We start from the raw sequence: 26,168 nt of genomic DNA, 5'->3' as shown, positions 1-26,168 counted from the left end.
TTTATGCACATTGAGGTAGCTAAAAGATTACAGCATACAGAAGAATACTACTTCTCAAGGAAGCTGCGGGAGATAGATGAAATGAACAAGGCCGGTGCCAATGTAATTAACCTGGGCATCGGCAGTCCGGATCTTCCTCCGCATCCTTCCGTGATAGCGGCGCTGAACGAATATGCACAAAAGCCCAATACCCATGCCTATCAGGGGTATAAAGGCATACCGGCCCTGCGTAATGCCATGGCAGCCTGGTATCAGCGTTTCTACGGCGTATCGCTGGAAGCAGATAGCGAAGTGCTGCCGCTCATCGGCTCCAAGGAAGGCATCATGCACATCTGCATGACTTACCTGCAGGAAGGCGATGAGGCCCTGGTGCCCAACCCGGGTTATCCTACCTACCGCTCTGCCGTACAGCTGAGCGGAGCTACCGTGGCAGATTACGAACTGGACGAAAAGAACGGCTGGCTGCCTGACCTGGATGCCCTGGCCAAAAAGGATCTGAGCCGCGTAAAGCTGATGTGGGTGAACTACCCTCATATGCCCACCGGCGCAGTTACCAATACGGCTTTTGCAAAAGAGCTGATAGCATTTGCAAAGCAGCATAACATCCTGGTTTGCCACGATAATCCCTACAGCTTCATCCTGAATGATCGTCCGGAAAGCCTGCTGCAGGTGGAAGGCGCCCGGGAGGTGGTATTGGAGCTGAACTCCCTCAGCAAATCGTCTAATATGGCCGGCTGGCGTGTAGGTATGTTAGTAGGCAAAGCCACCTGGATCAGTGAAGTGCTGCGTTTCAAAAGCAATATGGACTCGGGTATGTTCCAGCCCGTACAGATGGCGGCCGTTAAAGCGCTTGAGCTGGGGCAGGACTGGTACGATGAACTGAATACCATCTACCGTGGCCGTCGTCAGAAAGTATTCGAGCTGCTGCAACTGCTGAACTGTACTTTCGATACAAAGCAGGTAGGCATGTTCGTTTGGGCAAAGATACCTGCCACTGCTAAAGACGGATACGAGATCACCGACGAAATACTGCAAAAGGCACACGTATTCATCACACCTGGCGGCATCTTTGGCAGTAAGGGTACCAACTATATCCGTGTAAGTCTCTGCAAGGACGAAGCCGTTTTCTCAGAGGCCATCAATCGCATTCAGTCAATAAAAGCAGTTAAGAATTAAAATTATTCCGGACACCTGTTCTGTAATTATTAATTCTTCATTATTCATTATTAATTATTTTATGGTCGCAACAATAGTAGGTGTAGGATTAATCGGCGGGTCAATGGCCATCACCCTGAAAGAGAAAGGGATGATCAGCCGTGTCCTGGGCGTAGACCAGCGTGAAGAGAACCTGCGGAAGGCACAGGAGCTGAAGATCATTGACGAAGCGCTGAGCCTCGAAAAAGCCATGCAGCAATCATCGCTCATCATACTGGCGATACCGGTAGATGCGCTGTTGCAGCTGCTGCCGGCGGTATTGGATCATGTACAGCCCCACCATGTGATCATGGACGTGGGATCTACCAAGAAACAACTGTTACAGCTTGTTGCCGGTCATCCCAACAGGGGACGCTGGGTTGCCGCCCACCCGATGGCCGGCACCGAGTATTCCGGTCCGGAAGCCGCCATACCGAACCTTTTCACCAACCGTACCATGGTGCTCTGCGATGTAAAGAACAGTGATGAAGATGCGCTGGAAGTGATTGAGACGCTGGTAGAGCATTTGCAGATGCGCCTGGTGTATATGAACGGGGAAGAGCATGATCTGCATACCGCCTACGTATCCCACATTTCGCATATCACTTCTTTTGCACTGGCGCTGACGGTACTGAAGAAGGAGAAAGAGCAGGGCCGCATCTTTGAGCTGGCCAGCGGTGGTTTTGAATCTACCGTACGCCTGGCAAAAAGTTCGCCGGATATGTGGGTGCCTATCTTCAAGCATAACCGTAACAACGTGCTGGACGTGCTGGATGAGCACATCCACCAGCTGGAACAGATGAAAAAATTGCTGGAAGAAGAAGATTACGATACATTTTACAAACTCATACAGAAATCAAATAAGATCCGGAAGATCTTGAAATAATAAAGCATCTTAATTTAAAACATACCATGGACCATCGACGATGGACCATGAACTAAAATAGCAACCAATGGAACAGATCTTAGCAAAAACGAAATTCGCTGATCCGTCTTCGGATAAAAAGCCGCTGATCATCTCAGGGCCCTGCAGCGCAGAAACAGAAGAGCAGGTACTGGCTACCGCCCTGGCCTTGTCTAAAACCGGTAAAGTAGACGTGCTGCGCGCCGGTATCTGGAAACCCCGTACCCGTCCCGGTTCTTTTGAAGGTATCGGAACCAAGGGCCTGCCCTGGTTACAGAAGGCCAAAGAACTCACCGGCATGCCGATTGCCATCGAAGTAGCTACCGCCAAACAGGTGGAAGACGCCCTGCATTTTGGTGTAGACATCCTGTGGGTAGGCGCACGTACCACGGTGAACCCCTTCTCTGTACAGGAAGTAGCCGATGCCCTGAAAGGTGTAGACACTACCGTACTGATCAAAAACCCGATCAACCCCGACCTGGAACTGTGGATAGGCGCGGTTGAACGTATCCAGAAAGCAGGCATCACCAAACTGGGATTGATCCACCGTGGTTTCTCCAGCTATGGCAATACAGAGTTCCGTAACGCGCCCATGTGGCACCTGGCCATCGAAGTAAAACGCCGTATGACCGGTATTCCCATGATCTGCGATCCCAGCCACATTGGCGGCCGCCGCGACATCCTGCAGGAAATTGCCCAGGAAGCAGTAGACCTGGATTACGATGGCCTGATGCTGGAAACGCACGTTGATCCTGATAATGCATGGAGCGACGCCAAACAGCAGGTAACACCCGAAAGATTGGCAGAGATATTGGATGGTATCACCTGGCGTCATGAGCACACCAATCAGAAGGATTTCAATAGCGCTTTGGAAAAGCTCCGCGCCCAGATCAACCAGATCGACGATGAGATCATGCAGCTGCTGAGCAATCGTATGAAAGTGGCTGAGAAAATAGGCGAATACAAGAAAGAGAACAATATCACAATCCTGCAAACCAACCGCTGGAATGAGATCCTGGAACGTGGTATCCGCAAGGGTGAGAAACTGGGCCTGACCAAAGATTTCATCCTGAAATACTTCGACGCTGTTCACCTGGAGTCTATCAACAGGCAGAACAAAATCATGAACGAAGACAAAAAGTAATAAACGGCCATCAGCTAATTGCTATTCAACATGCGCACACTTAAATACCAATTTCAGCAAAGCACCACCACTTATCACCTGGGGGCAGATCTGGCGCAGCTGGGAGATTTTGTGGATCCCGCCCGCACCGTATTGGTAGTGGACGAGAACGTGGATAAACACCACGGCCACAAACTGGCCAACTGGAGAAAGCTGGTGATTCCCGATGGGGAAGATTGTAAGACCTGGGAGGTGCTGGAACAGATCATTAATGGCCTGGTAGAACTGGAGGCAGACAGGAAAACGATGCTGATTGGTATTGGTGGGGGGATGCTTACCGATATGTCGGGTTTTGCCGCCAGCATTTATATGCGCGGTATCCCCTTTGCCTTTGTGCCTACTACTTTACTGGCCCAGGTAGACGCTTCTATTGGCGGGAAGAACGGCATCAGCCACGGGGTGCATAAGAACATGCTGGGTATTATCCGGCAGCCGGAATTCATCCTGTTCGATTATACGCTGCCTGCTACCATGCCTGCAGAAGAATGGCACAACGGGTTTGCGGAGATCATCAAGTATGCCTGCATACTGGATGAAGAGCTGTTCAACTACCTGGAGCAGCATCGTGACAAAGCCATGGAGCGTGATGTGGAAGTACTGCAATTCCTGGTGGAACGTTCTGTGGAACTGAAAACACAGATAGTGCTGGAAGATGAGTTTGAGACCGGGTCCCGCCGCTGGCTGAACTTTGGTCATACGCTGGGGCATGCGGTGGAAAAGATAGAGCACATTGCTCATGGCCAGGCAGTGGCCATAGGTATGGTTGCTGCCGCCAAAATATCTGAAAAGGTGAACGGCTTTCCATCAGAACAGACCAACCGGCTGATGCGCCTGATCAACGACTACCAGCTGCCTGTAACGCTTACTTCTGATAAAGAAAAAGTGTTCGATATCTTCAGGCTTGATAAAAAAAGGGAAAAGGACTTTATCCATTTTGTGCTGCTGGATTCCATTGGCAAGGCTGTTACCAAGCCGGTGCCGCTGGATGAGCTGAAACAGTTATTACAGGAACTTTAGCGTTTGAGTGTTTAAGAGTTTAAAAGTCTGAAGGTGTTACAAATATCAGGTCATCTTCAAACCCCCGAACTATCAAACGCTCCAACTTCAAACAAATTGAATATGCAAGTTATAGTATCGCCAGGCGTCATACAGGGAACCGTTACCGCCAACCCTTCCAAAAGTGCTATGCAGCGTGCGGTAGCAGCCGCCCTGCTCAGCAAGGGGAAAACGGTTATTCACAACCCCGGATTAAGTAACGACTGCCTGGCTGCCCTGGAAGTAGCAGAGAACCTGGGCGCTAAAATAAAACGGGCAGGAGAAGACGTAGAGATCACCAGCAACGGCGTAAAACCTTTTTATGACAGTATCAACTGCGGTGAATCCGGTTTGGGTATCCGTATGTTCACACCTGTTGCCGCCCTGGCAGATATTGCCATTACCATTGAAGGACATGGCAGTCTGGCTACCCGCCCTATGGGCTTTTTTGAAGAAGTGCTGCCGCAACTGGATGTGCAATGTACTACTAACGGCGGTAAGCTGCCTTTGCATATCAGGGGCCCCCTCAAGGCAAAGAACATCACGATAGATGGTTCGCTGAGCTCTCAGTTCCTCACCGGCCTGCTCATGGCCTATGGTGCTGTAGCAGAAGACGTGACCATTACTGTAAAAGATCTGAAGAGCAAGCCTTATATCGCCCTCACCCTGCAACTGATGGAGCAGTTTGGCGTAAAGGTGCAGCAGGAAAATTTCGAGCATTTCCGTTTTGGTAAGCAGCAAACTTACCGCGCCGGTGAGTATACGGTAGAAGGAGATTGGAGCGGCGCTGCATTCTTACTGGTTGCGGCTGCCGTAGCAGGTAAAGCGGAAGTGCATCATCTTAACATTCATTCCGCACAATCTGACAAAGCTATCCTGGAAGCACTGGAAAAAGCAGGCGCGCATTTAGCACCCGGCGTCTTCACGGTGATCGTGGAGAAAGGCAGGTTGCAGGCCTTTGAATTTGATGCTACCGATTGTCCGGACCTGTTCCCTCCGCTGGTTGCTTTGGCAGCCAACTGTAAAGGCATTACCCGGCTCAGGGGGGTAAGCCGCCTGGCGCATAAGGAAAGCGACCGCGGTATAACCCTGCAGGAAGAGTTTGGCAAGATGGGCATCCGTATAGATCTGCTGGGTGATGAAATGCTGGTGCACGGCGGTACCGGTATTAAGAGCGCCAGGGTGCATTCCCACAACGATCACCGTATTGCCATGGCTTGTGCGGTAGCGGCTTTAACAGCCGATGCGCCGGTGCAGATAGACAATGCAGAGGCGGTTAACAAATCATACCCCGAATTTTTTGAACATTTGCAGAAGATAGGGGGTGTTGTACAGAGAGAAGAAGTTAAGATCAATTAAGCAGTTTCATTTTTAAATCTGATGTCAATGAATGGTTTTGGTAGAATATTCCGGGTAAATGTTTTTGGAGAGTCACATGGCGCCAGTGTTGGCGTAAATATAGACGGGGTGCCGGCTGGCCTTCCGTTGAAACAGGAAGATTTTTTAGCAGACCTCGAGCGTCGCAAGGGCGGATCCAGGGGTACTACGCCCCGTAAGGAGGAGGATCTTCCCCACATTAAATCCGGAGTATTTAACGACCTCACTACAGGGGCGCCCATCACCATTCTGTTTGAGAACAACAACACCCGTAGCGCTGATTATGAAAAGCTGCGGGAGTTTCCGCGTCCGGGTCATGCAGATTTTGTAGCCACTAAAAAATATGGCGGCTTTGAAGACTACAGGGGAGGAGGGCATTTCAGCGGCCGCCTCACCCTCAACCTGGTAGCTGCCGGTGTGATTGCCAAGAAGCTGCTGGGGCCCGGTATCACGGTAGCGGCTACCCTGAAGGAAGTAGGCGGCTATGCCGATCCGGAAGAGGGCCTGGAAGCGGCTATTGCGGCAAAAGACTCTGTAGGCGGTATTGTAGAATGCGTAGTAGACGGTCTGCCTATTGGCCTGGGAGAGCCTTTCTTTGACTCTGTTGAATCCTGCCTGGCGCACGCCGCCTTTTCCATACCGGCTATCAAAGGCATTGAATTCGGCGCCGGTTTTGCTGCAGCGCGCATGAAAGGCCTGGAGCATAACGACCCGATCATAGATACCACCGGCAAAACCGCCACCAATCATGCAGGCGGTGTAGTAGGTGGTATTACCAACGGTAATCCCCTGGTATTCCGCGTAGCGGTAAAACCAACCAGCAGTACTCCCAAAGAACAAAATACCCTCAACATAAAAAGCGGGGAAATAGAAACTTTCAGTGTAAAAGGCCGTCATGACCTTTGCATTGCCCTGCGTGTACCCGTAGTACTGGAAGCGGTGACCGCGATGGTGCTGGCAGATTTTATGCTGCTGGAACAGCGGGTGGGAAGGATCTGGAAGTAATTTAATTATTTCGCGTAGTACTGTAAATAAATAAGGGGCTTCAGTAAATCGTCATTTCGAGGAGCTGCACAGATAAGCGCGGGGAGCGACGAAGCAATCTCCCAACCAAATCTATGTTAAGAGATTGCTTCGGCTAATGACTTATTCTTTTACTATTTCTAATAATTCCACTTCAAATATCAAGGTGCTGCCGGGCCCGATCTTGGCTCCCGCCTGGCGGTCGCCATAAGCCAGTTCAGAGGGGATGAACAGTTTCCATTTAGAACCAACGGGCATCAGTTGCAGGGCTTCGGTCCAGCCGGGAATTACGCCATTTACGGCAAAGCTGATGGGTTGTCCTCTGTCTACAGAGCTATCGAATATAGTACCGTCTATCAGGGTGCCATGATAGTGCGTTTTCACCTTATCTGTAAGCGCGGGTTTAGGTCCCGTACCTTCCTTGATCACCTGGTATTGTAATCCGCTGGGCAGTGTAACTACGCCAGGTTTGGTTTTATTGGCGGCCAGGAATTGTTCTCCGGCGGTTTTGTTTTTGGCAATTTTTTCTGCCGCTGCTTTCTGCAGGAAATCTCTTATGCTCATATCACATTGTTCTTTTGACAATAATAAAGGCTGGTTTTTAACAACGTCCTGTATGGCTTTCATTAACAGGGTGGTGTTCAGGTTGGTAAGGCCCTGACTTTTGAGGGAGTTGCCGATATCCTGGCCAATGGCATAGCTCACTGAATCAATACTGGTTTTCAGTGCAGGTGCTGCGGCCGGTTTGGCCTTGGGTTTGGCTTGTGAAAAGCCTTGCAGGCTTGCCAGGCCCAATGCTCCCAGGAATAGGAATTTTCTGATCATATATGCTTTAATTCAATATTGGCAGGCAAGATAGGGAAATTATGCCGTAGCAGCTATAGCTGTAAGTAACATAATGGCAATGAATGCAAAAGATACGGAAATGAGGAATATAGCCTTTTTCATAATGTGGATTTGTGGATGCAGGGTGAAGATAGGAGGTTTGGAGGGGAATGTCAATAATCTTACGTTTTATTTGTAAATTATAGAGGGAAAGAAGCGGGGTTTCGATGTTAAAACCTTTCTGCAATGAAACATAAACCGGATCCTTCAAGAAGGGCTTTCCTGCGTCAGGCAGGCTTGTCTGGCATCGCTTTAACCATCGGCTGTTACTGGCCTGCACTTGGAAATGGTATTGCCGAAATCATCCATGTGGATGATGTAAAAGCCGCCGCTACGGAGTTGATGGCCTGGATATCCATAGACGCCGCGGGCATGGTTACTATCTTCAATCACCGCTCGGAAATGGGCCAGGGAACCTGGCAGTCTATCCCCCAAATTATTGCCGAAGAGTTAGAGGTTAATATGGACCAGGTGACGATCCGGTCCGTCGCCGCCAACCCTGGAAAATATGGCCCGCAACCACAGGAGGGAAGCTTTTCCATACGCGGCTGGTACCAGCAGCTGTTACGTGCAGGCGCTACTGCCCGCGAAATGTTGATAGAAGCGGCGGCCAGGCAATGGAAAGTGAATCCCGGCGAATGCTATGCAGAAAGCGGCGAGGTAATACACCGGGCTACGGGAAAGCGGCTCGGCTACGGAGCCCTTGTAAAAGATGCTGCGAAATCAGATCCTCCGCAGCAGGTAAAACTAAAAGAACGCAAAGACTATAAGATTATTGGTAAGCCCCTGCATCGTAATGATGCCATGCCAAAAACCAATGGTGCTGCAGTGTTTGGACTTGATAAGAAATTACCGGGTATGCTATATGCAGTAGTGGAGCGTAGCCCGAGGTTCAGGGGAAAAGTGAAAAGCTTTGATGATACTGCTGTGCGGTTGCTTAGTGGTGTAAAGTATGTTTTCAAGGTACAAAGGCCGGTTTTCGGTGTAATGTATGAAGGCGTGGCTGTAGTGGCTAATTCGCTGTGGATTGCTCAGAAAGCACGCAAATTCCTGAAGGTAGCGTGGGATGATGATGGCTTTGAGCACCTGGACTCCGAACAGCTTTATAGCAGGATGCAGGAAGACCTGTATAAACCTATAGCCGCTGCTGCATTTGAAACGGCTTTACAAGGTACTGCCGCTCATATAGAGGCGGTATATGAAATGCCTTATCAATCGCACAGCTGTATGGAGCCCCTGAACTGTGTGGCTGATGTAAAGGCAGACAGCGTTGATATATGGGGACCGATACAGGAAGCCAACTGGATACAAAGAGAGCTGAGCGAAAGGTTAAATATACCTGCAGGGAACATCAACGTAAATATGACCTTTCTTGGTGGTGGCTTTGGCAGAAAAGCGTTCCCCGATTATCCCGTTGAAGCGGCGTTGATCTCAAAAGAAATAAAGGCACCGGTACAGGTCATGTGGACAAGAGAAGACGACATGACCCAGGGGCCCTTTCATCCGGGAGCTTTATATAGGTGCAGGGGAGGGGTTGATGCGCAAAAGAAGATCACTGCATTCCAGGTTATTTCCGCTTCACAGGGGATAGGTCCGGGACCTGATAAAGATGCAGCGCCTCAACCCGTAACATTAAACACCGGCAGAATGGACGGCCTTGCAAGCGACTACTATCAATCTATACCGCACTATAGCTTTGGCGGTGTTACCACCAAATCTCCTATACCCACCATGTGGTGGCGTGCGCCAGGTGCAAATACAAATGCATTTGCCTGCGAAAGCTTCATAGATGAACTGGCGCATCTTGTTTCAGAAGACCCGCTTGCGTTCAGGAAAAGGCATTTCACATCCCAGCGCTGCCAGGCATTGGCGGATAAGCTGGCCGCTATCAGTAACTGGTCTGCAAGAGCTAAAAACGATGGATGGGGAGTGGCTATCACAGCATGTTTCGGTAGTATGGCAGGTCATGTGGTAAAGGTATCCCGCCGGCCGGATAAAGGGATTAAGATTGATAAGGTATATGCGTTGATAGATTGCGGTTGGTATGTTAATCCGGATATTATCCGCGCCCAGCTGGAGGGAAGTATTATTATGGCGCTGGGAGCTACCCTACATCATGCTACGCACTTTAAAGACGGCAAAGCAGTGGAAAAGAATTTTTATAACTATCCCATGCCGCGGATAAACGAGATCCCGGAGATAGCGGTGCATATTATGGAGAACAATGAGCAACCGGGCGGTGTGGGAGAGCCGGGTTTGCCTGCTTTTGCGCCTGCCTTGTGTAATGCTGTTTTTGATCTGACGGGGAAGAGGGTGAGGAAGGTGCCGTTTAGCCTGGAGGAGGTATGAGGAGCGGGAGAATTTTTTGCTCATACCTTGTCACGTTTTATTGTACTTGTGTGTCTTACTACTGAAAAGAATATTAAAAAGTAAAATTTAAAAAATAAAAGTCTTTAAAGTAAGCTATACAGTACAAGCAGCATTTGTTGAAAAGAACCGGGAAAATATTCAAACGTTTTTTAAAGATCTGCAGGAGATCACCTGGTGCAAAGCTGTTTTAAGCCCGTCCTGACGTTTAAACTCATTTCCCCGATTGGCTTAGACAACCGGCCACCACACGTCTGCGGCAGCCGGCTGTCAACTCATCCTGTCTTTTTAACTTTCCTCTTCTTTCACTTTGGCACTCCTTCCTACCCGGTCGTTAATCTGCCTCACATTAAAGTACGTGCGTACAAACACGGCATCATTTACCATTGCCTCTACGAGGTCATCCAGCACATTCAACTGCCGGCGGGCCTGGCCTATCAGTTCAGGAATACTGTCAGTGGCGGATTTCCGCGCACCCAGTATCACATTCCTGGCGGGCGTCATCGGCTCTGTAGTAGTCAGCAACTGTTCCAGGGAGGCTACTTCTTCTTCAGTTGCCTGGAATTCGGCAAGATCAGCAAGATGTTCACGCGCGTACTTCGCTATGCGCTGGCAGCGCTGCATCACCAGCTGGCTGGCGCCGCTTCCCAGGGTAGTAAATGAATAGTTTACCGCCTGTAGCAGCACATGATCATTAACCAGCTTTGCATAAGACCGCAGCTTAAGGCTTAGCTGAAATGCCTGCTCAACTACCTGTAGCATATGCGCGTCTTTTCGTTTTGTGTAGCCTTTTGTTTCATGTGTTGCCTGTAATTGTGACTGATGTAATATATCAGCTACCGTTTTACGCAGGTTATCAACCACCGGCGTTATCGGTGTTAATTGGTTCCAGGCAGCAGAAAACTTATCCAAATGTGATAATACAGCCTGGTACATGTCCACCAGGTTTAATTGACGTCTGGTCATTTTTTTGAAATTTTAAGGTTATTAAATGTTGATTTTTCATGCCAGCGATAAAGCCCTGTCATTAGGAGCCGCCGGCATCGTTTTTACATCTGCAGCTGTATAGGTTATGCGATCAACGTTGACCATGCAATGGTAGGACAAAGAAAAATGAGAGATTTTCTCATTTGAGAAATTCCGGACAGGTTTTTTATCAAAAAATTTTGTATTGGTCCGTCTTTGAGACCTGTACTTCTCAGATAATATTCCTGTTAGCTATTTAAAGCGGGCCCGATCTGACATCAGCAGCAGCATTAAACTGGTCAGCGAAGATGATGCGCAGGACTATTCATTTATCCTGCCACTACTTTCAATATTAACCGCTAAAAACTGACATTTTTTTTAGGACGTTGCGCTGACAGATCGAAGATGTTTGATGTAAGATTACGGATATTCAATGTAAGATAACAGATGTGCGCTGCAAGCTGACAGGTGTGCGTTGTAAGCTGACAGATGTATCGTGATAGATCAAAGGTATTCAATGTAAGACAACAGACGTGTCATGTAAGCTGACGGATGTATCGTGCGAGATAACAGATGTATCGTGCAAGCTGACAGAAGTGCCTTGTGAGCTTACAAGTGTATGCTGCAAAGGGCTAAATATCCCGCACTGGCTGACAAATATTCCTTATAAGATTAAACTGCCCTTAAATGCCTCAATTTAATGATCTGGATCAATTTTTTTTAAATGGCGTTATCATAATTTCGCATGAGCCTGTGATAATAATAATTTAATTAACAAAAAAAATTTCAAATGAATTATCAAATCATTAAGCTATTGCAGGCTTACAACGCCTATTCCGAATCCCTTTTAAGAGAACTTACACGCAGAATTGTATTCAGGAAGTTTGATCCGGGAGAAGTGGTGCTCAGAGAAGGAGATGTCTGCCGTTACATTTACTTTATTGTGAAAGGTGGATTAAGAGCTTACATGCTAAGAGGAATAAAGGAATACACCACCTGGTGTATGCTGGAAAACGATCTTGCAACAGCGGCCGACAGCTTCTTTCTCCAGATTCCGGCCAGGGAGTATATTGAAGCGTCTGAATACACAGAAGTGATATGTTTGTCTTATGAGGACTACTCTTTGCTTTGTGACGCGTTCCCTGTCTTCCAGAAAATGGTGCTTAAACTACTTGGGCAGTATTATGCTAAGTTCTACCAGCGCGCCGTAGATCTCGTGGCATTAACAAAAGAAGAAAGATACCGGCACCTTATTGAGAAAGAACCAGAACTGGCACGACGGCTGCAACTGACTCACATCAAATCTTACCTGAACATGAGCCAGGCTTCTTTAAGCCGGATCAGGGACAGAGATAAGGACAGGGGTTAAACAAAAAACAGGGGCAAAGATCACCACCTTTGCCCCTTTTTTTAAGTAAAGCTATTACTGTTTCACCACCGGCAACTCCACCTTAGATGCATGCTCTGCATCATGATAGATCTTTATCGTTGCCTTCCGGAAATCCTTATCATCACAATGATAAATATCTGTGAACACCTGCGGGTTCCGGTCTACCAGCGGGAACCAGCTGCTCTGCACCTGTATCATGATCTTATGCCCCTTCTGGAATGTATGCGCTACATCCGGTAATGTAAACTTTACCTGTGTAGGTTTATTGGGCTCAAAGGGGGCAGGCTTTTCCAGGCTGTTACGGAACTTGCCGCGCATTACCTCTCCGCGTACCAGCATCTGGTAGCCGCCCATCGGGTAGGTAGATGAAGGCACCCGGCGATGCTCAGTCGGCGCATCCTCTTCGTACCTGAAATCATCCGGGAACACATCTATCACCTTTACAATAAAGTCGGCATCCGTACCGCTGATGCTCACCACCAGGTCTGCCACCACCGGACCCGCGAGCGTAACATCATGCTGCAGCACATCGCTTTCAAATACCAGCACATCCGGACGGCGGGCAGCAAATCGCTGATCATCTGTCATGTAATTAATAGTGCGGCTGAAATGTACATCTTCTGTATAAGGCACCGGTTTGGCAGGATCGCTGATGTATTCGCTGAAACCATCACCGGCAGCAGGTTTGTTGAATCCCAGCTTACCACCCGCCTGCAGGTATACCGGCTGCGGTTGCATATCTGCCGGAGGCCACTGCGGTAATCTTTTCCATTGATTTTCCCCGGTAAAGAAGATAGTGGCTTCAGCGATATCCGGCTCTGTACCTTTTCCTTTCAGGTAATAATTGAAGAAGGGAAACTCGATGTTCTTAAAATACCATTCAGCAGTATTACTGCCAAAACGTACATTGCCCAGGTGATCGCCCTTTTTGCTGGCCCACTGCCCATGATACCAGGGGCCCATTACCAGCTTATTATTGGTACGCGGGCTCTGCTTTTCAATTGCAAAATAGGTGTGCCAGGCGCCAAAGCAGTCCTCTGCATCAAACAACCCGCCTACCTCTAACATAGCCGGCTGTACGTTCTTCAGGTGCGGCCTTACGTTACGCGCTTTCCACCACTCATCATAGTTGGGATGGTTGTACAGGTCTTTCCAGAAGGCAATACTATCACCCATCAGTTTCGCAAAGTTCTTCAATGCCCCCGTTTCCAGGTAAAATTTATAGCTGTCACGGGTGTAGTAGTTAAACGCTTTAGGTCCTACAGTAGTAGGCTTGGGCCGTGGCTGACCAAAGCTCGTATAAAAGGGAAACCCGTCAAATACGAAGAAAGCCCCATTGTGGTGAAAATCATCTCCCTGGAACCAGTCTGTTACCGGGGCCTGGGGGCTTACGGCCTTCAATGCCGGGTGACCGCTCAGCGCTGCCATGGTGCTGTAAAAACCAGGGTAGGAGATACCCGTTACCCCCACCTTGCCATTGTTGTTCTGCAGGTTCTTCACCAGCCAGTCGATCGTGTCGTAGGTATCACTGGCCTCATCAATATCGTTTTTGCCTTTTTTATTGGGATTATAGGGCCGTACATCTACAAAGGTGCCTTCACTCATCCAGCGGCCCCTGACGTCTGTTATAACGAGTATATATCCCTCTTTCATGTAATTCATCCATTCATTACGCCAGAAGGCACGATATTCTTTCTCTCCGTAAGGCGCGCAACTGTACGGCGTGCGCGACATCAATATCGGGTGCTTTTCCGAATTGTCTTTCGGCAGGTATACCGAAGCAAATAAACGAACGCCATCCCGCATGGGGATATAGACCTCTTTTTTTGTATAGTGCTCATACATCCAGAGAGAGTCCTCATTAAGGGCTTTGGCCAAAGCCGGGAATACAAGCAGGATAGCTATTACCAGCCAAAGATGTTTTCTCATAAGTCGATTTTGGTTTAGATCAAGCGATAAATTTACTAATTTCGGCGTATGCACATAGAACAATTCCGCGAGTATTGCCTTTCTTTGAAAGGCGTAACAGAGGAATTCCCGTTTGGAGAAGAAACCCTCGTATATAAAGTGATGGGCAAAATGTTCGCCCTGACAGATATCACCGCTTTTGAAAGCGTTAACCTGAAATGTGACCCCGAAACTGCCATTGAACTGAGAGAACGCTACGATGGCGTCACCCCCGGTTATCATATGAATAAAAAACACTGGAATACGGTAGATATGCACGCCGGCATCTCCGATAAACTGATCTATTCCTGGATCAAAGACTCCTACGACCTGGTAGTAGCCAGCCTCCCGAAAAAGGTAAAAGAGGAGCTGCTAAAAATCAGCTAAATTAAATTGTCTGATTCACAGTTAATATTCTTAAATTTGGTTGGAACGTTATGAACTACCAGCCAATGAAAGAAGGCCTTACTCATTTGGAGGCATCCTCGCTGCAACAATTGCAACAAAATAGTGAACAGGCTTTGGCAATGCTCATGAGGCATTATTATGCTGATCTCTATAATTATGCTGCAAGATTTGCCCGGGATGAGCCCCTGATAAAGGATTGCATTCAGGAAGTATTTATAAGCCTCTGGCAACGAAGAGAAACTGCAGGCTCCATCTTTTCACTGCGGTATTATCTCCTGCGGGCCGTTAAAAATAAGGTGCTCAAAGCCCTCTATTATAATGACCGCAAAACCGGCCTGGCCAACTTCCGGGATGATTATGACTTTTTCCATGAATTCTCCATTGAACGTATCATTATTGAAAGACAGATCTCCGAGGAAAAAGCCGAAAAGCTGAAACGCACCCTCGCTTTGCTTACCAAAAGGCAAAAGGAGGTGATCTACCTGAAATTTTACCAGCACCTGGACCATGGACAAATTGCCGAGCTGATGAGTGTCAGCCGCCAGTCTGTTTACAACCTGCTCCATGAGGCCATCCAGAAGCTCAGAAACCTCTGGCATACAGAGTTTATAACCCGCTGAGCACTTTCCGCAAAAAAATATTTTCAGATTAACCAGTAGATTCTGCCCGCCGGCGGAACATATATATGTAACAAGGCGCCATGAAAGATTTCCGGTTGTTCGATATTACCGACTTTGTACTTGACGAGGATTTTATACGCTGGGTGTATGAAAAAAAGGAAGAGGATGAGATCTTCTGGAATAACTGGCTGCGCCAGCATCCGGGTAAGCATCTTGTTATAGCAGAAGCCCGGCGGATACTGGAATCGCTTAAAACAGCAGAATTTGCCATTCCGGATCATGTGGTATCCCAGGAAGTGGACAGGCTGCTGCAAACCATCCGGGATCAACATGAACCAGCGCAGCTTACTGCCCGGCGCCGCCATACCTGGCGGTATGCAGCGGCGGCCGCCATCGCCATACTATTAACTGTAGCAAGTGTAAAATACATCTCCTTTGGTGGAAAAACAGGTTCGACCAGGATGTCATATGCATCGCTCACGGCCGACAGGCGCCTGATAGAAAATGTAAATACATCCAACACCCCCGTTCACCTTTCACTGCCGGATGGCAGCAGTATCGAACTGGCGCCCGGGAGCCGCATCGGTTATGTCCGCAACTTTGACAGCAGCGGTTCCAGGGACGTTTACCTCTCCGGCGAAGCCTTTTTCGACGTAGCCCGCATTCCTAACCGCCCCTTCCGGGTGTTTGCTAACGATATCGTTACAAAAGTGTTAGGCACCAGCTTCAGTGTCCGCTCTTTTGAAGCCGATACTACCATACAGGTGATCGTCAGAACAGGAAAGGTCAGCGTATCCGCCTACAATGAAAATCCGGACCATACCCCCGCAGACGCATCAGGCAGTCCCGACGAAGTGATACTGGCGCCCAACCAGCGCCTGGTATATGAAAAGACCGCACAAAAATTCCAGAAAGTGCTGCTCGAAAACCCGGTGATGACCCTGTCTGCAGAAGCAGACCGTAATATGGTATACGATGAAGCGCCCCTTGAAAAGGTATTCAGCGCCATCGCAAAGGCCTACGATATTACCATTGTATACGACACTGAACTATTACAACATTGTACCGTAACGGCAGACCTCCGGCATGAACCTTTTTACCGGAAACTGGACCTGGTGTGCAGAGCGATAGGCGCCAGCTATGAAGTGATTGACGCACAGGTAGTGATACAAGCCGGGGCCTGCGATTGAAGGCAGAAACTTGTTAAACTCGTAAACTATTTGATATGAATAACACATTCACATAATCACCTTTTGCCATTTCGTTAAAAAAAGAACCGGTATTGCTGCGAACAATACCGGCTCTGTAAGATTGCCCCCGGCGGCTAACCAGCGGGGCAAAACGTCTGTTAAAACTGATTGCTTTAATCAAACATTCCAAAGTTATGAAAAAAAGGAGACCCACTAACTTGTTATTCTACCGGGTTATGAGACTAGGGCTACTTCCATTGATACTGATACTTTGCCTCACAGGAATTATCTACGCCAAGCCGACCAGTGGCCAGGAGGTGCTGGACAGGAAAATTAACCTGATTGCAGACCAGCAACCTGTAAAATCTGTACTGGGCGAGATCAGCAAACTGGCAGACATCAGGTTTGTATACAGCGTGCAAAAGATTCCCGCCAATAAAAAGGTGTCGCTCACTGCACACGATCAGCGGCTGGGCGCCGTGCTGGATCAGCTGCTGCAACCGCTGGCTATCAACTATTATGTGTCTGGCGACCAGATCGTACTTACCTGTCAGAACAATGGTGGAGGAAACCTGCTGTCACTGCGCATTGAACCTGATAAAATGATCCCCGAAGCTTATGTGGTAAAGGTAGTCACCGGTAAGATCACCGATGAAGCCGGCGCTCCCCTGGGCGGCGTATCCATACAGGTAAAAGGTACCAACAGGGGTACCGCTACAGATGCCAACGGAAATTTTTCCATCAGTGCAGACCCCGGTGAAACACTGGAGTTTACCATGATCGGGTATAAAACATATGCTGTAAAAGTAGGAGCGGAAGCTACCCTGAACATCCGCATGGAACCTGATGTAGCCCTGCTGGAACAGGTAGTGGTAGTGGGCTACGGTACGCAAAAGAGAAGTACGCTCACCGGCGCTATTGCTTCCGTTAATTCCAAAACCATCTCTGAACTGCCGGTAGCCAGTGTTGAACAGGCGCTGCAAGGCAGGGTGGCCGGTCTTACCGTTACCAATAACGGCTCTCCCGGTACATCGGCCCTGGTAAGGATCAGGGGTATTAGCTCCATCAGCTTTGCTTCAGATCCGCTGTATGTGATAGATGGTTTTCCCACAGGTAACCTTTCCAACTTTGATACCCGCGATATAGAAGGCGTTGAAGTGCTGAAAGACGCCAGCGCCGCCGCCATCTACGGTTCACGCGCTACCAACGGCGTGATCATCATCTCAACAAAGAAAGGCAGAAGGGATGGCGGGCTGAAAGTATCTCTCGACTCTTATGTTGGTACACAAAGCGCCTGGAAGAAAATAGACCTGTTGAATACACAGCAGTACCTGCAATATGAAAGAGCGCTCAACGGCGCAGCAGGCATCGCTTTACCGCCCCGCCTGGAGCCGGCTAACTTCAACCAGCCTATCTATGAAGGTACTACCCAAACCTATGCGCAAACCAATACCGACTGGCAGGATGCTTATTTCAAAAGCGGCATCATCACCCAGCACAACCTGGCGGTGAGTGGCGGTAATGAAAGATCAAGGTTCTATTCTTCAGCCGGTTATTTCAAACAGGATGGTATTGCACAGGGCGTGGACTATGAAAGAGGAAATTTCCGTATCAACTCTGATCACAACATCAGCAAGCTCTTTACTTTCGGGCAGAGCCTGTACTTCTCGTATTCTGATCAGCGTTATGACAATACCTCCGGCAACCGTACCCGCCTGGTAAATGTAGTGCGCAGCATGCCTTATCTGCCGGTGTATGACCCTACTACCAAAGGCGGTTACCGTGGTGCAGAGAATAGTGTGGATGGGGCGGACCCTACCAACCCGATAGAGGACGCCGTTCTCCTGGGTGATGCCCATAACAAAACTTTCAAGTTGCTGGGTACCGCCTTTGTGGAACTGAATTTCACTTCCTGGTTAAAGTTCCGTTCCACCTTCGGTGTGGATTATGTAAGTCTTTATCAGCACCAGTTCGCGCCTATATATGATGATAAAGGAAGGAACTCTCCGGTAGCTGTTATTACAGACATGCGTAATAATACCACCACCAAATTGTATACGCAGCAGCTCACGTTCGATAAAACATTCGGCAAACACCATGTAAATGCAGTCGCTGTTTTTGAAACACAGGGATCAAAATATTACCAGGAAAATGCTTCCGGCAACCAGAACTCTAATGATATTGAAACCTTTGATGGCGCCAGTAACATCAGCTTTAAGTCCATCAGGGCAGAGAACTTCCTGATGTCCTACATTGGCCGCATCAGCTATGAGTTTGGAGAAAAGTACCTGTTGAGCGCTGCCATACGCCGTGACGGATTGTCTATATGGGCGCCGGGCAGAAAATATGCTGCTTTCCCCTCTGCTTCTGTTGGCTGGAAAATAGACCGTGAGCCTTTTATGAAGAATATTCCTGCCATCTCCGAACTGAAAATAAGAGCAGGTTATGGAGAAACAGGCCTGGATGCTACCAACGCTTTCTACAATGTAACCACAGGCGGTGTGTATTATCCCTGGCAGGTGGTGGTGCGTGCCAATGGCGCTACTTATCCCTTTGGAAATAACAATACCACCGGCAACGCATCCTATTACAATACACTCAGCAACCCGGACCTGGAATGGGAAAAGACCAAACAGATCAACATCGGTTTAGACCTGGGCCTGTTGGATAACAGGATCACGCTTACAGCCGAATATTTCCGCCGTAAGACAGACAACCTGATATTGAACGTACCCACACCTGGCTCTTTTGGCTTCAACGGCACAGGTTCTTATATCAACGCTGCCTCCATGCAGAATAAAGGCTTTGAGTTCCAGGCAGGCTATAATAAAACAAAAGGCGACTTTACCTGGAATGCTACCGGTAACATTACTTTCATCCGCAACAAAGTGCTGAAGATGAATACGCCGAATGCTACTATAGACCAGGGCGGCGATGCAGACTTTGGCGGTGGCGCCGCCATCACGCGTACGGCAGCCGGTCAGCCTATCCAGTCTTATTACGGCTATATAGTGGAAGGTATCTTCCAGAGCGAAGATGAGGTGCAGAGAAGTCCGGTACAGGTGCCGGGTAATTTACCCGCCAAGAGAACAGCCGCGGGAGACCTGAAATTCAGAGACCTGAACGGAGACGGTAAGATCACCGATGCCGACCGCACCTACCTTGGCAGCTATATTCCAGACTTCAGTTATGCGTTGAACCTGGGCGCTAACTATAAGAATTTCGATCTTTCCCTGTTCTTCCAGGGTGTACAAGGCAACGAGATATTCAATGCAGCCAGGGTGATCACTGAAGGGATGGCCCGCCTGTTCAACTCAGGTACTGCAGTGCTGAATGCATGGACGCCATCTAACACCAATACGGATATACCCCGTGCCATCAGCGAAGATCCCAATCAGAACGTTCGCCCCTCTACCCGTTGGATAGAAGACGGCTCTTACCTGCGCCTGAAGAACGTGATACTCGGATACAATATACCCGGCCCCAGGTTAAAAACACTCTCCGGGGGGGCTATCAGCAGCTTCAGGGTATATGTTTCTTCTCAGAACCTGTTAACATTTACCGGCTATAAAGGCTGGGATCCGGAGATCGGGTCCAAGAACACCACGCTGACCAACGGCGTTGATTATGGCCAGTACCCGGCCGCCAGATCATTCCAGGTTGGCGTGCAGGTGGGGTTTTAATGTTAACTGAAAACTTAAAAGAATCGATATGCAATACTCAAATTTCTATAAATCGCTGGCAGGGGTTGTGATGATAACGGGCACTGTTTTCCTGGCCTGTAATAAACAGCTGGATAAAACAGACCCCAGTCACCCTACACTCGAAACATTCTTTAAGAACAGTGCTGAACTGGTGGGCGGCACCAATGCCATCTATTCTATTTTTCACAGCGGCTCACTGGTGGGCAGAGAATGGTTCTTTGTGCATGATCTCAGGAGTGACGATGTGGCCAGCGGCGGTAGCCAGCTGGAACAGCCCAGGGGCCAGATATTGAATGGCGCCACCGCTACTGATAATACGCTGGTGAAAGATGTGTGGAACGGCCTGTATACCATTGTTCATCGCGCCAATACCGTGATCGATAACGGCCCGAATGTGACAGACAATACCGAGCTGCGCGATCGTTGTGTAGGAGAAGCGAAATTCTTCCGTGCATGGGCCTATTTTGAACTGGTCACCAACTGGGGAGCCGTACCGATATATACTACACAGGTAACCGCACCAGATCAGTTCCAGCCCAGGAGATCAGAAGAGGAAGTATATACCCAGATCATCACCGATCTGACAGATGCCATCACCGCACTACCCGCTACTACAGATGATCAGGGCCGCGCAACCAAGGGCGCCGCGCACGCTTTACTTGGCAGGGTACACATGCAGAAAGGAGATTATGCAGCCGCCAAAACTGCATTGCAGGCAGTGATCAGCTCTGGTTTATATAGTCTCGTGCCTAACTATACTTATAATTTCGATGAAGAGCACGAGTTCAATGCAGAATCAATCCTGGAAGCAGTGTTCTTTGACCGCGGCGATAATAACTTTAACTGGGGATACACCGGCGATGATCAGCCAAATGCTCAACCGCAAAGTACGGTGCGCAACCAGGAATATTCTCCCATCGCATGGCGTAACCTCATTCCGTCCAACCGCTACCTGAACGAATTCGAATTCCAGGATGCCGCCGCCGGAATACCGAAGACAGATCCCCGCTTCGGTATGTCTGTATACCAGACAGGAGATAAATATTTCAATAATACGTTAACATTGACAGACGCCGCCCAGAATGGTAACGCTTCTGTGGTAAATGGCGTTACCAAAAAGATCAGCTGGCGCAAATACATGCTGATCTATAAGGATAACAGCACCTTCCATCCCGGCGGTATCAACCAGCGCATTATCCGCTATGCAGATGTGCTGCTGATGATGGCGGAATGCGAAACAGAATTGGGCAGCGCCGCCGCTGTTGTTACCGGCTACCTGAACCAGGTACGCGACAGGCCCGGAGTTGAAATGCCGCATTATCCCACAGCTAAATATCCCTGCAACAGCAAGGCAGAACTGATAAGGGCCATTATGCACGAAAGGACCGTTGAGCTGGGAGATGAAGAAGTGCGCAACCGCGATATCCTCCGCTGGAGAAGAAAGGGATATTTTACAACCGATCCGCTTTCTTATTTCAGGCCTGACCGCGATGAACTGTTACCTATTCCACAGTCAGAAATAGATAACAATCCTGAACTGGGCGCGGGCGGCATCAACAAGCAGAATCCGGGTTATTGATAAACATGAACATCCGCATATTATTGATCTTCGCTGTGCTGGCTGCCGCATGTAAGCAGTCAGCACAGCATGCTTTATTTACCGCCTTACCTTCCGCTCAGTCGGGCATCCGCTTCAGCAACGTTATAAAGGAAGACGATACCTCCGCCTCATTTATCAACGAGTTTGGCTATATGGGCGGCGGCGTAGGGATAGGGGATTTTAACAACGACGGACTGAAAGATATTTTCTTTGCAGGTAACCAGGTAAGCTGCCGGCTTTATCTTAATAAAGGCCATCTTCAGTTTGAAGATATTACGGAGAAAGCAGGTGTTGGCACTGCGGTATGGGCCACCGGCGTAAGCATTGCAGATGTGAACAATGATGGCTACGATGATATATTTGTCTGCACCTTTGGTAAAGACCTGCAGCAACGCGCGCATACCTTGCTGTTCATCAATCAGCACGATCTTACTTTCAGAGAGTCTGCCCGCGAATACGGGCTGGCAGACAGCAGCTATTCTACCCAGGCGGCATTCTTTGACTATGATAAGGATGGCGATCTGGATATGTATCTGCTTAACTACATGCTCAATGGTCCCAATGCCAATACCATCTTTCCCAAAGATCTCAGCGGTCATTCTCCTGCCAATGATAAGCTGTACCGTAATGAAGGCACACCGCCCGGCGCCACGCATCCGGTGTTCAAAGATGTAACGCTGGAAGCGGGCATCAGGGAAGATGGTTACGGTTTAGGCATAGTGATCAGCGATCTGAATAACGATGGCTGGCCGGATATTTATGTGGCCAATGATTTTCTTTCAAACGACCTGCTCTGGCTGAATAATCATGACGGCACTTTTACCAACAGTATTGCGCGGTCTGTCAGGCACCAGAGCTACTCCAGCATGGGCGCCGATGTAGCAGACATCAACAACGACGGCCTTCCTGACATAGCAACCCTTGACATGATGCCCGAACACAACGGGCGCAAAAAACTCATGTATTCCTTCATGAATTATGACCGCTATGAAGCGGAACGCGCCATGGGCTATGAGCCTTCCTTTATGCGCAATATGCTGCAGCTGAACAACGGCGTTTATCCCGGCAGCCAGGTGCCTTTCTTCAGTGAGATTGGCCAGCTGGCAGGTGTTTCAGAAACAGACTGGAGCTGGAGTGTGCTGATGACGGATTTTGACAACGATGGCTGGAAAGACATGCACATCACCAACGGCATAGGCCGTGACTTCATCAATGCAGACTTTCTTGATTTTACCAATAACCTGGGCAACATCCGCGATAAACAGGAACAACGTAAACGCATACGCGACAAATTGGTTTCCCTGGATCACATCAGGCTCAGTAACTACCTGTATCTTAACAACGGCGACTATACGTTTACAGACGCGTCTGCCAAAGCTGCCATCAACCAGCCATCCATGTCTAACGGCGCCGCCTGGGCAGATTTGGATAATGATGGCGATCCTGACCTGGTGATCAACAATATCAACGATCCCGCTTTTGTTTTCATTAACAATGCCCGCCATCATTACCTGGGCATTGAGCTGAAAGGCTCACCCGCCAACCTGCGCGGCTTTGGCGCAAAAGTGTGGGTATATCGCAGGGGCGCCGCCTGTATGCAGGAGCAAAGCCCGGTGCGCGGTTACTGCTCTTCTGTAGACCAGCGCCTGCTGTTTGGCCTGGGAGATGACGATCATGCAGACTCCGTATTGATAACCTGGCCCGATAACAGCCGCCAAACGCTGCGAAACATCCGCGCAGATACGGTGCTGACCCTTTACGCAAAAGATGCGGCGCCAGGAGCGCCTGCCCTCCACTATCAGCCGCTTACCATGATGGATGATGTTACAACCGCCATAAAGGCCCTTTACAGGCACGTAGATCATCCGGTTAATGATTTTAATACCCAGCGCCTGCTGCCTCAGAAATACTCGCAGCAGGGGCCTTATATTGCAACCGGGGATCTGAACGGAGACGGGCGTACGGACTTTTTCCTGGGCGGTGCATTTAACTTTTCCGGGCAGGTGTTCCTGCAGCAGCCGGATGGTACCTTTGCAGGTAAGCCGCTGGCCGACAGCACTAAACGCCAGGAAGATACCGACTGCCTGCTGCTGGATGCAGACGGCGATAAAGACCTTGACCTGCTCATTGCCAGTGGAGATACCCGCTACCCCGAAGGTTCTCCTTATTATCGTCCCCGCCTGTATCTCAATGACGGCAAAGGCCATTTTACCCTGCAGGCGAACGCCATTCCCCCGGGAATCAGTACCATCACCGCCTGTGTAAGTGCCGGAGATTACGACGGCGATGGCGACCCGGACCTGTTCATAGGAGGGAGGGTGTCTGCCGTTTACCCATTGGCCCCCGCCAGCTATATTCTCCGCAACGATAAGGGCATCTTTACAGATGTTACGGCCGCCGTTTGCCCTGCTTTGCAACGCGCCGGGATGATCACATCTGCCATCTGGACAGACCTGGATAATGATCATCAGCCCGACCTGGTCATTGCGGGCGACTGGATGCCGCTGCGCTTTTTCCGCAATGAGCATGGCCGCCTGAAAGAGTTCAGCACCGGGCTTTCACAGGTAAACGGCATGTGGCGCAGCCTTGCTGCAGCCGATATTGACAACGACGGCGATATGGACCTGATAGCCGGTAACTACGGCCTTAATTGCGTATACCGTGCGGATTCCGCTCATCCCATGCAGCTGTTTGCCGCAGACCTGGATGGTAACGGTAGTATTGATCCCATACCTTTTTACTATATCATGGGGGATGACGGCCAGCGGCGCCCTTACCCGGCCATTAACCGCGGACAATTATCAGAACAGGTCCCCGGCGTTAAAAAGAAATTCCTCTACCACCGCAATTATGCCCGCGCCACTTTTGATGACCTTTTCAAAGGCAGGGAAGAAGGCCTGCTCAAATTCACCTGTGATGAAACCCGCAGCTGTTTCCTGGAAAACCTGGGTAATGGCAGGTTCAGGAAACATCCGCTCCCCATTGAAGCGCAGTTTGCCCCTGTAAACGCCATCCTCTGCACCGACATAGATAAGGACGGCTATACAGACCTGCTGCTGGCTGGTAATGAATACCAGGCAGACGTAATGACCGGGCGTTATGATGCCCTCTATGGCTGCCTGCTGATAGGCAGTAAGGAAAAAACATTCAGGGCAGTGCCCCCTGTAGCAAGTGGTTTTATACTGAACGGGGACGTGAAAGACCTGGCATTGATAGCCTCCCCCGCTGGCGGAAATGTAGTGCTGGCAGCAGTTAACAACGACTCTCTCAAAGCCTTTAGACTAAACCACAAAATCCAAAATCCAAATACCAAATCCCAAAATCCAAATTCCAGGCTGTAAGGTAAGCCCCTCTGCGCGCTGGAATCTGGATTTCGGGATTTGGAATTTGGAATTTGTAATCTGGATTTTTACTTCTTATTGATAGCCAGTATCACCCTTGAATACCTGGCATAGCTGATCTCTACCTCGGTACCTGCCCGGTAACCGTCCAGGGCGCCGCGGGTCCAGTAAAACAACCTTTTCCGCTTTGTATCGGGCAGCTGTACCATGAAGTTGGTCTGGGTGTTGTTATTCTCATGATAAACCGCTTCCAGCGGGGCGTTGATCAGGCCCTTCTGCAGCTTGATCAGGTCTTTGCGGATGGTAAAGTAGCGTACTTCCGTTACTTTGATCAGCGCGAAGATCAATGCTATAACAAAAGACAACAGCCAGATCCAGAACCAGCCGTTCTTATAGGAGAACATGGAGGTTTCTGCTTCATCTGTGGTGCTGTTTCTAAGGAAGATCTGTGGTATTACTACAGCTAACACCATCAGGAAAAGGCCAATAAATACGAACTTGATGACTTGCTTTTTATTCTTTTTAAGAGCATCCTGCAATAAGAAATGCTCTTCCGTGGTCATAAAAGAAAAATCTTGCATAGGAAGGTACGGGTTTTCTTATAGCTAATATATATATAAATCAGTAATTATTTTGATTTAATATATGATATTTTCTTTTTTTTAGTATATTACGCGCTTACTCGAACATGCCGTTTGTTCCCGGCGTTTTAATATCCTTCCCCTTGATCAGCATGGCTTTCTCTACTGCGGAGTGGAACATATCCAGGTACTGCCGGCGGCGGTCGTCTGTACGGTAACGCTCAAAATCGTTCATGGAGGCGAAAGACAGGACATGGATCTCGTCCGGCACCTCGGTTTCATCGGCCTTTTTATCTGTCTTCAGGCGTAATTCCAGCATACCGTTGAAGGAGGGAAGCAGCGGAAGCACTTTTCTTTCATAATCTTGGAAGGTCTCGTATTGGCCAGGTTTTACGTATACCAGTAGGGTAAAGTAGATTCTTTCGGTGTTCATAACATGGAATCGATAAATTG

At 49.0% G+C, this 26,168-nt stretch carries 19 protein-coding genes; 14 read left to right on the top strand and 5 right to left on the bottom strand.

The window, feature by feature from the left end:
• The first annotated feature begins 3 nt into the window (after nucleotides 1-3).
• From Q0577_RS16475 to Q0577_RS16450, 6 genes are all read left to right on the top strand, one after another.
• Complete coding sequence (locus tag Q0577_RS16475; RefSeq protein ID WP_298738125.1) at nucleotides 4-1,176, top strand: aminotransferase class I/II-fold pyridoxal phosphate-dependent enzyme; 1,173 nt, start codon at nucleotides 4-6, stop codon at nucleotides 1,174-1,176.
• Nucleotides 1,177-1,237: 61 nt separating this feature from the next.
• Nucleotides 1,238-2,080: a prephenate dehydrogenase gene (locus Q0577_RS16470; protein WP_298738123.1), complete on the top strand. Its 843-nt coding sequence runs from the start codon at nucleotides 1,238-1,240 to the stop codon at nucleotides 2,078-2,080.
• A 67-nt stretch (nucleotides 2,081-2,147) separates the two neighbouring features.
• On the top strand, nucleotides 2,148-3,242 hold the full coding sequence (locus tag Q0577_RS16465) for a chorismate mutase (protein WP_298738121.1): 1,095 nt from the start codon (nucleotides 2,148-2,150) through the stop codon (nucleotides 3,240-3,242).
• A 30-nt stretch (nucleotides 3,243-3,272) separates the two neighbouring features.
• Nucleotides 3,273-4,298 (top strand): 3-dehydroquinate synthase, encoded by a 1,026-nt coding sequence (aroB, locus tag Q0577_RS16460; RefSeq protein WP_298738120.1) that lies wholly within the window; start codon nucleotides 3,273-3,275, stop codon nucleotides 4,296-4,298.
• Nucleotides 4,299-4,400: 102 nt separating this feature from the next.
• Nucleotides 4,401-5,675 (top strand): 3-phosphoshikimate 1-carboxyvinyltransferase, encoded by a 1,275-nt coding sequence (gene aroA, locus Q0577_RS16455; RefSeq protein WP_298738119.1) that lies wholly within the window; start codon nucleotides 4,401-4,403, stop codon nucleotides 5,673-5,675.
• A 27-nt stretch (nucleotides 5,676-5,702) separates the two neighbouring features.
• On the top strand, nucleotides 5,703-6,698 hold the full coding sequence (locus tag Q0577_RS16450) for a chorismate synthase (protein ID WP_298738117.1): 996 nt from the start codon (nucleotides 5,703-5,705) through the stop codon (nucleotides 6,696-6,698).
• Between the two features lie 141 nt (nucleotides 6,699-6,839).
• Here Q0577_RS16450 and Q0577_RS16445 read toward each other — a convergent pair whose 3' ends face one another.
• Complete coding sequence (locus tag Q0577_RS16445) at nucleotides 6,840-7,541, bottom strand: FKBP-type peptidyl-prolyl cis-trans isomerase (protein WP_298738115.1); 702 nt, start codon at nucleotides 7,539-7,541, stop codon at nucleotides 6,840-6,842.
• 246 nt (nucleotides 7,542-7,787) lie between these two features.
• On the opposite strand from Q0577_RS16445, the gene Q0577_RS16440 reads away from it, so the two are divergent.
• Nucleotides 7,788-9,950 carry a molybdopterin cofactor-binding domain-containing protein gene (locus Q0577_RS16440; protein WP_298738112.1) on the top strand — a complete coding sequence of 721 codons (2,163 nt, stop codon included), beginning with the start codon at nucleotides 7,788-7,790 and terminating at the stop codon, nucleotides 9,948-9,950.
• A gap of 306 nt (nucleotides 9,951-10,256) precedes the next feature.
• Here the strand turns inward: Q0577_RS16440 and Q0577_RS16435 are convergent, their stop codons facing one another.
• The gene (locus Q0577_RS16435) at nucleotides 10,257-10,934 is read right to left on the bottom strand and encodes a hypothetical protein (RefSeq protein ID WP_298738110.1); all 678 of its coding nucleotides are present in this window, start codon (nucleotides 10,932-10,934) and stop codon (nucleotides 10,257-10,259) included.
• Between the two features lie 790 nt (nucleotides 10,935-11,724).
• Between Q0577_RS16435 and Q0577_RS16430 the strand changes: the two genes are divergently transcribed.
• Nucleotides 11,725-12,303: a Crp/Fnr family transcriptional regulator gene (locus Q0577_RS16430; RefSeq protein ID WP_298738108.1), complete on the top strand. Its 579-nt coding sequence runs from the start codon at nucleotides 11,725-11,727 to the stop codon at nucleotides 12,301-12,303.
• A gap of 54 nt (nucleotides 12,304-12,357) precedes the next feature.
• Here the strand turns inward: Q0577_RS16430 and Q0577_RS16425 are convergent, their stop codons facing one another.
• Entirely contained in the window at nucleotides 12,358-14,253 is a 1,896-nt protein-coding gene (locus tag Q0577_RS16425; RefSeq protein WP_298738106.1) for a CocE/NonD family hydrolase, read from the bottom strand.
• 48 nt (nucleotides 14,254-14,301) lie between these two features.
• On the opposite strand from Q0577_RS16425, the gene Q0577_RS16420 reads away from it, so the two are divergent.
• From Q0577_RS16420 to Q0577_RS16395, 6 genes are all read left to right on the top strand, one after another.
• Nucleotides 14,302-14,658, top strand: coding sequence for an MmcQ/YjbR family DNA-binding protein (locus Q0577_RS16420; protein ID WP_298738104.1), 357 nt, complete (start codon nucleotides 14,302-14,304; stop codon nucleotides 14,656-14,658).
• 50 nt (nucleotides 14,659-14,708) lie between these two features.
• Nucleotides 14,709-15,299 (top strand): sigma-70 family RNA polymerase sigma factor, encoded by a 591-nt coding sequence (locus Q0577_RS16415; protein WP_298738101.1) that lies wholly within the window; start codon nucleotides 14,709-14,711, stop codon nucleotides 15,297-15,299.
• Between the two features lie 80 nt (nucleotides 15,300-15,379).
• Complete coding sequence (locus Q0577_RS16410; protein WP_298738099.1) at nucleotides 15,380-16,489, top strand: FecR family protein; 1,110 nt, start codon at nucleotides 15,380-15,382, stop codon at nucleotides 16,487-16,489.
• A gap of 236 nt (nucleotides 16,490-16,725) precedes the next feature.
• Nucleotides 16,726-20,172, top strand: a complete 3,447-nt coding sequence (locus Q0577_RS16405; protein WP_298738097.1) for a TonB-dependent receptor — start codon at nucleotides 16,726-16,728, stop codon at nucleotides 20,170-20,172.
• A gap of 28 nt (nucleotides 20,173-20,200) precedes the next feature.
• A complete protein-coding gene (locus Q0577_RS16400) occupies nucleotides 20,201-21,772 on the top strand; it encodes a RagB/SusD family nutrient uptake outer membrane protein (protein ID WP_298738095.1) in 1,572 nt (523 codons plus the stop codon).
• A 5-nt stretch (nucleotides 21,773-21,777) separates the two neighbouring features.
• Nucleotides 21,778-25,134, top strand: coding sequence for a VCBS repeat-containing protein (locus Q0577_RS16395; protein WP_298738093.1), 3,357 nt, complete (start codon nucleotides 21,778-21,780; stop codon nucleotides 25,132-25,134).
• 68 nt (nucleotides 25,135-25,202) lie between these two features.
• On the opposite strand, the gene Q0577_RS16390 is transcribed toward Q0577_RS16395, so the two are convergent.
• Together Q0577_RS16390 and Q0577_RS16385 are read right to left on the bottom strand one after the other, a co-directional pair.
• The gene (locus Q0577_RS16390; protein WP_298738092.1) at nucleotides 25,203-25,715 is read right to left on the bottom strand and encodes a hypothetical protein; all 513 of its coding nucleotides are present in this window, start codon (nucleotides 25,713-25,715) and stop codon (nucleotides 25,203-25,205) included.
• Nucleotides 25,716-25,812: 97 nt separating this feature from the next.
• On the bottom strand, nucleotides 25,813-26,148 hold the full coding sequence (locus Q0577_RS16385) for a hypothetical protein (protein WP_298738090.1): 336 nt from the start codon (nucleotides 26,146-26,148) through the stop codon (nucleotides 25,813-25,815).
• Nucleotides 26,149-26,168: the final 20 nt, after the last annotated feature.

The sequence above is a fragment of the uncultured Chitinophaga sp. genome (assembly GCF_937898475.1).
GTDB lineage: Bacteria > Bacteroidota > Bacteroidia > Chitinophagales > Chitinophagaceae > Chitinophaga.
This window is presented reverse-complemented; position numbering and strand designations above follow the sequence as displayed.

Coding starts and splice junctions, on each gene's coding strand:
- Q0577_RS16475 (WP_298738125.1), top strand. CDS start 4: ATGCACATTGAGGTAGCTAAAAGATTACAGCATACAGAAGAATACTAC.
- Q0577_RS16470 (WP_298738123.1), top strand. CDS start 1,238: ATGGTCGCAACAATAGTAGGTGTAGGATTAATCGGCGGGTCAATGGCC.
- Q0577_RS16465 (WP_298738121.1), top strand. CDS start 2,148: ATGGAACAGATCTTAGCAAAAACGAAATTCGCTGATCCGTCTTCGGAT.
- aroB (WP_298738120.1), top strand. CDS start 3,273: ATGCGCACACTTAAATACCAATTTCAGCAAAGCACCACCACTTATCAC.
- aroA (WP_298738119.1), top strand. CDS start 4,401: ATGCAAGTTATAGTATCGCCAGGCGTCATACAGGGAACCGTTACCGCC.
- Q0577_RS16450 (WP_298738117.1), top strand. CDS start 5,703: ATGAATGGTTTTGGTAGAATATTCCGGGTAAATGTTTTTGGAGAGTCA.
- Q0577_RS16445 (WP_298738115.1), bottom strand. CDS start 7,541: ATGATCAGAAAATTCCTATTCCTGGGAGCATTGGGCCTGGCAAGCCTG.
- Q0577_RS16440 (WP_298738112.1), top strand. CDS start 7,788: ATGAAACATAAACCGGATCCTTCAAGAAGGGCTTTCCTGCGTCAGGCA.
- Q0577_RS16435 (WP_298738110.1), bottom strand. CDS start 10,934: ATGACCAGACGTCAATTAAACCTGGTGGACATGTACCAGGCTGTATTA.
- Q0577_RS16430 (WP_298738108.1), top strand. CDS start 11,725: ATGAATTATCAAATCATTAAGCTATTGCAGGCTTACAACGCCTATTCC.
- Q0577_RS16425 (WP_298738106.1), bottom strand. CDS start 14,253: ATGAGAAAACATCTTTGGCTGGTAATAGCTATCCTGCTTGTATTCCCG.
- Q0577_RS16420 (WP_298738104.1), top strand. CDS start 14,302: ATGCACATAGAACAATTCCGCGAGTATTGCCTTTCTTTGAAAGGCGTA.
- Q0577_RS16415 (WP_298738101.1), top strand. CDS start 14,709: ATGAACTACCAGCCAATGAAAGAAGGCCTTACTCATTTGGAGGCATCC.
- Q0577_RS16410 (WP_298738099.1), top strand. CDS start 15,380: ATGAAAGATTTCCGGTTGTTCGATATTACCGACTTTGTACTTGACGAG.
- Q0577_RS16405 (WP_298738097.1), top strand. CDS start 16,726: ATGAGACTAGGGCTACTTCCATTGATACTGATACTTTGCCTCACAGGA.
- Q0577_RS16400 (WP_298738095.1), top strand. CDS start 20,201: ATGCAATACTCAAATTTCTATAAATCGCTGGCAGGGGTTGTGATGATA.
- Q0577_RS16395 (WP_298738093.1), top strand. CDS start 21,778: ATGAACATCCGCATATTATTGATCTTCGCTGTGCTGGCTGCCGCATGT.
- Q0577_RS16390 (WP_298738092.1), bottom strand. CDS start 25,715: ATGCAAGATTTTTCTTTTATGACCACGGAAGAGCATTTCTTATTGCAG.
- Q0577_RS16385 (WP_298738090.1), bottom strand. CDS start 26,148: ATGAACACCGAAAGAATCTACTTTACCCTACTGGTATACGTAAAACCT.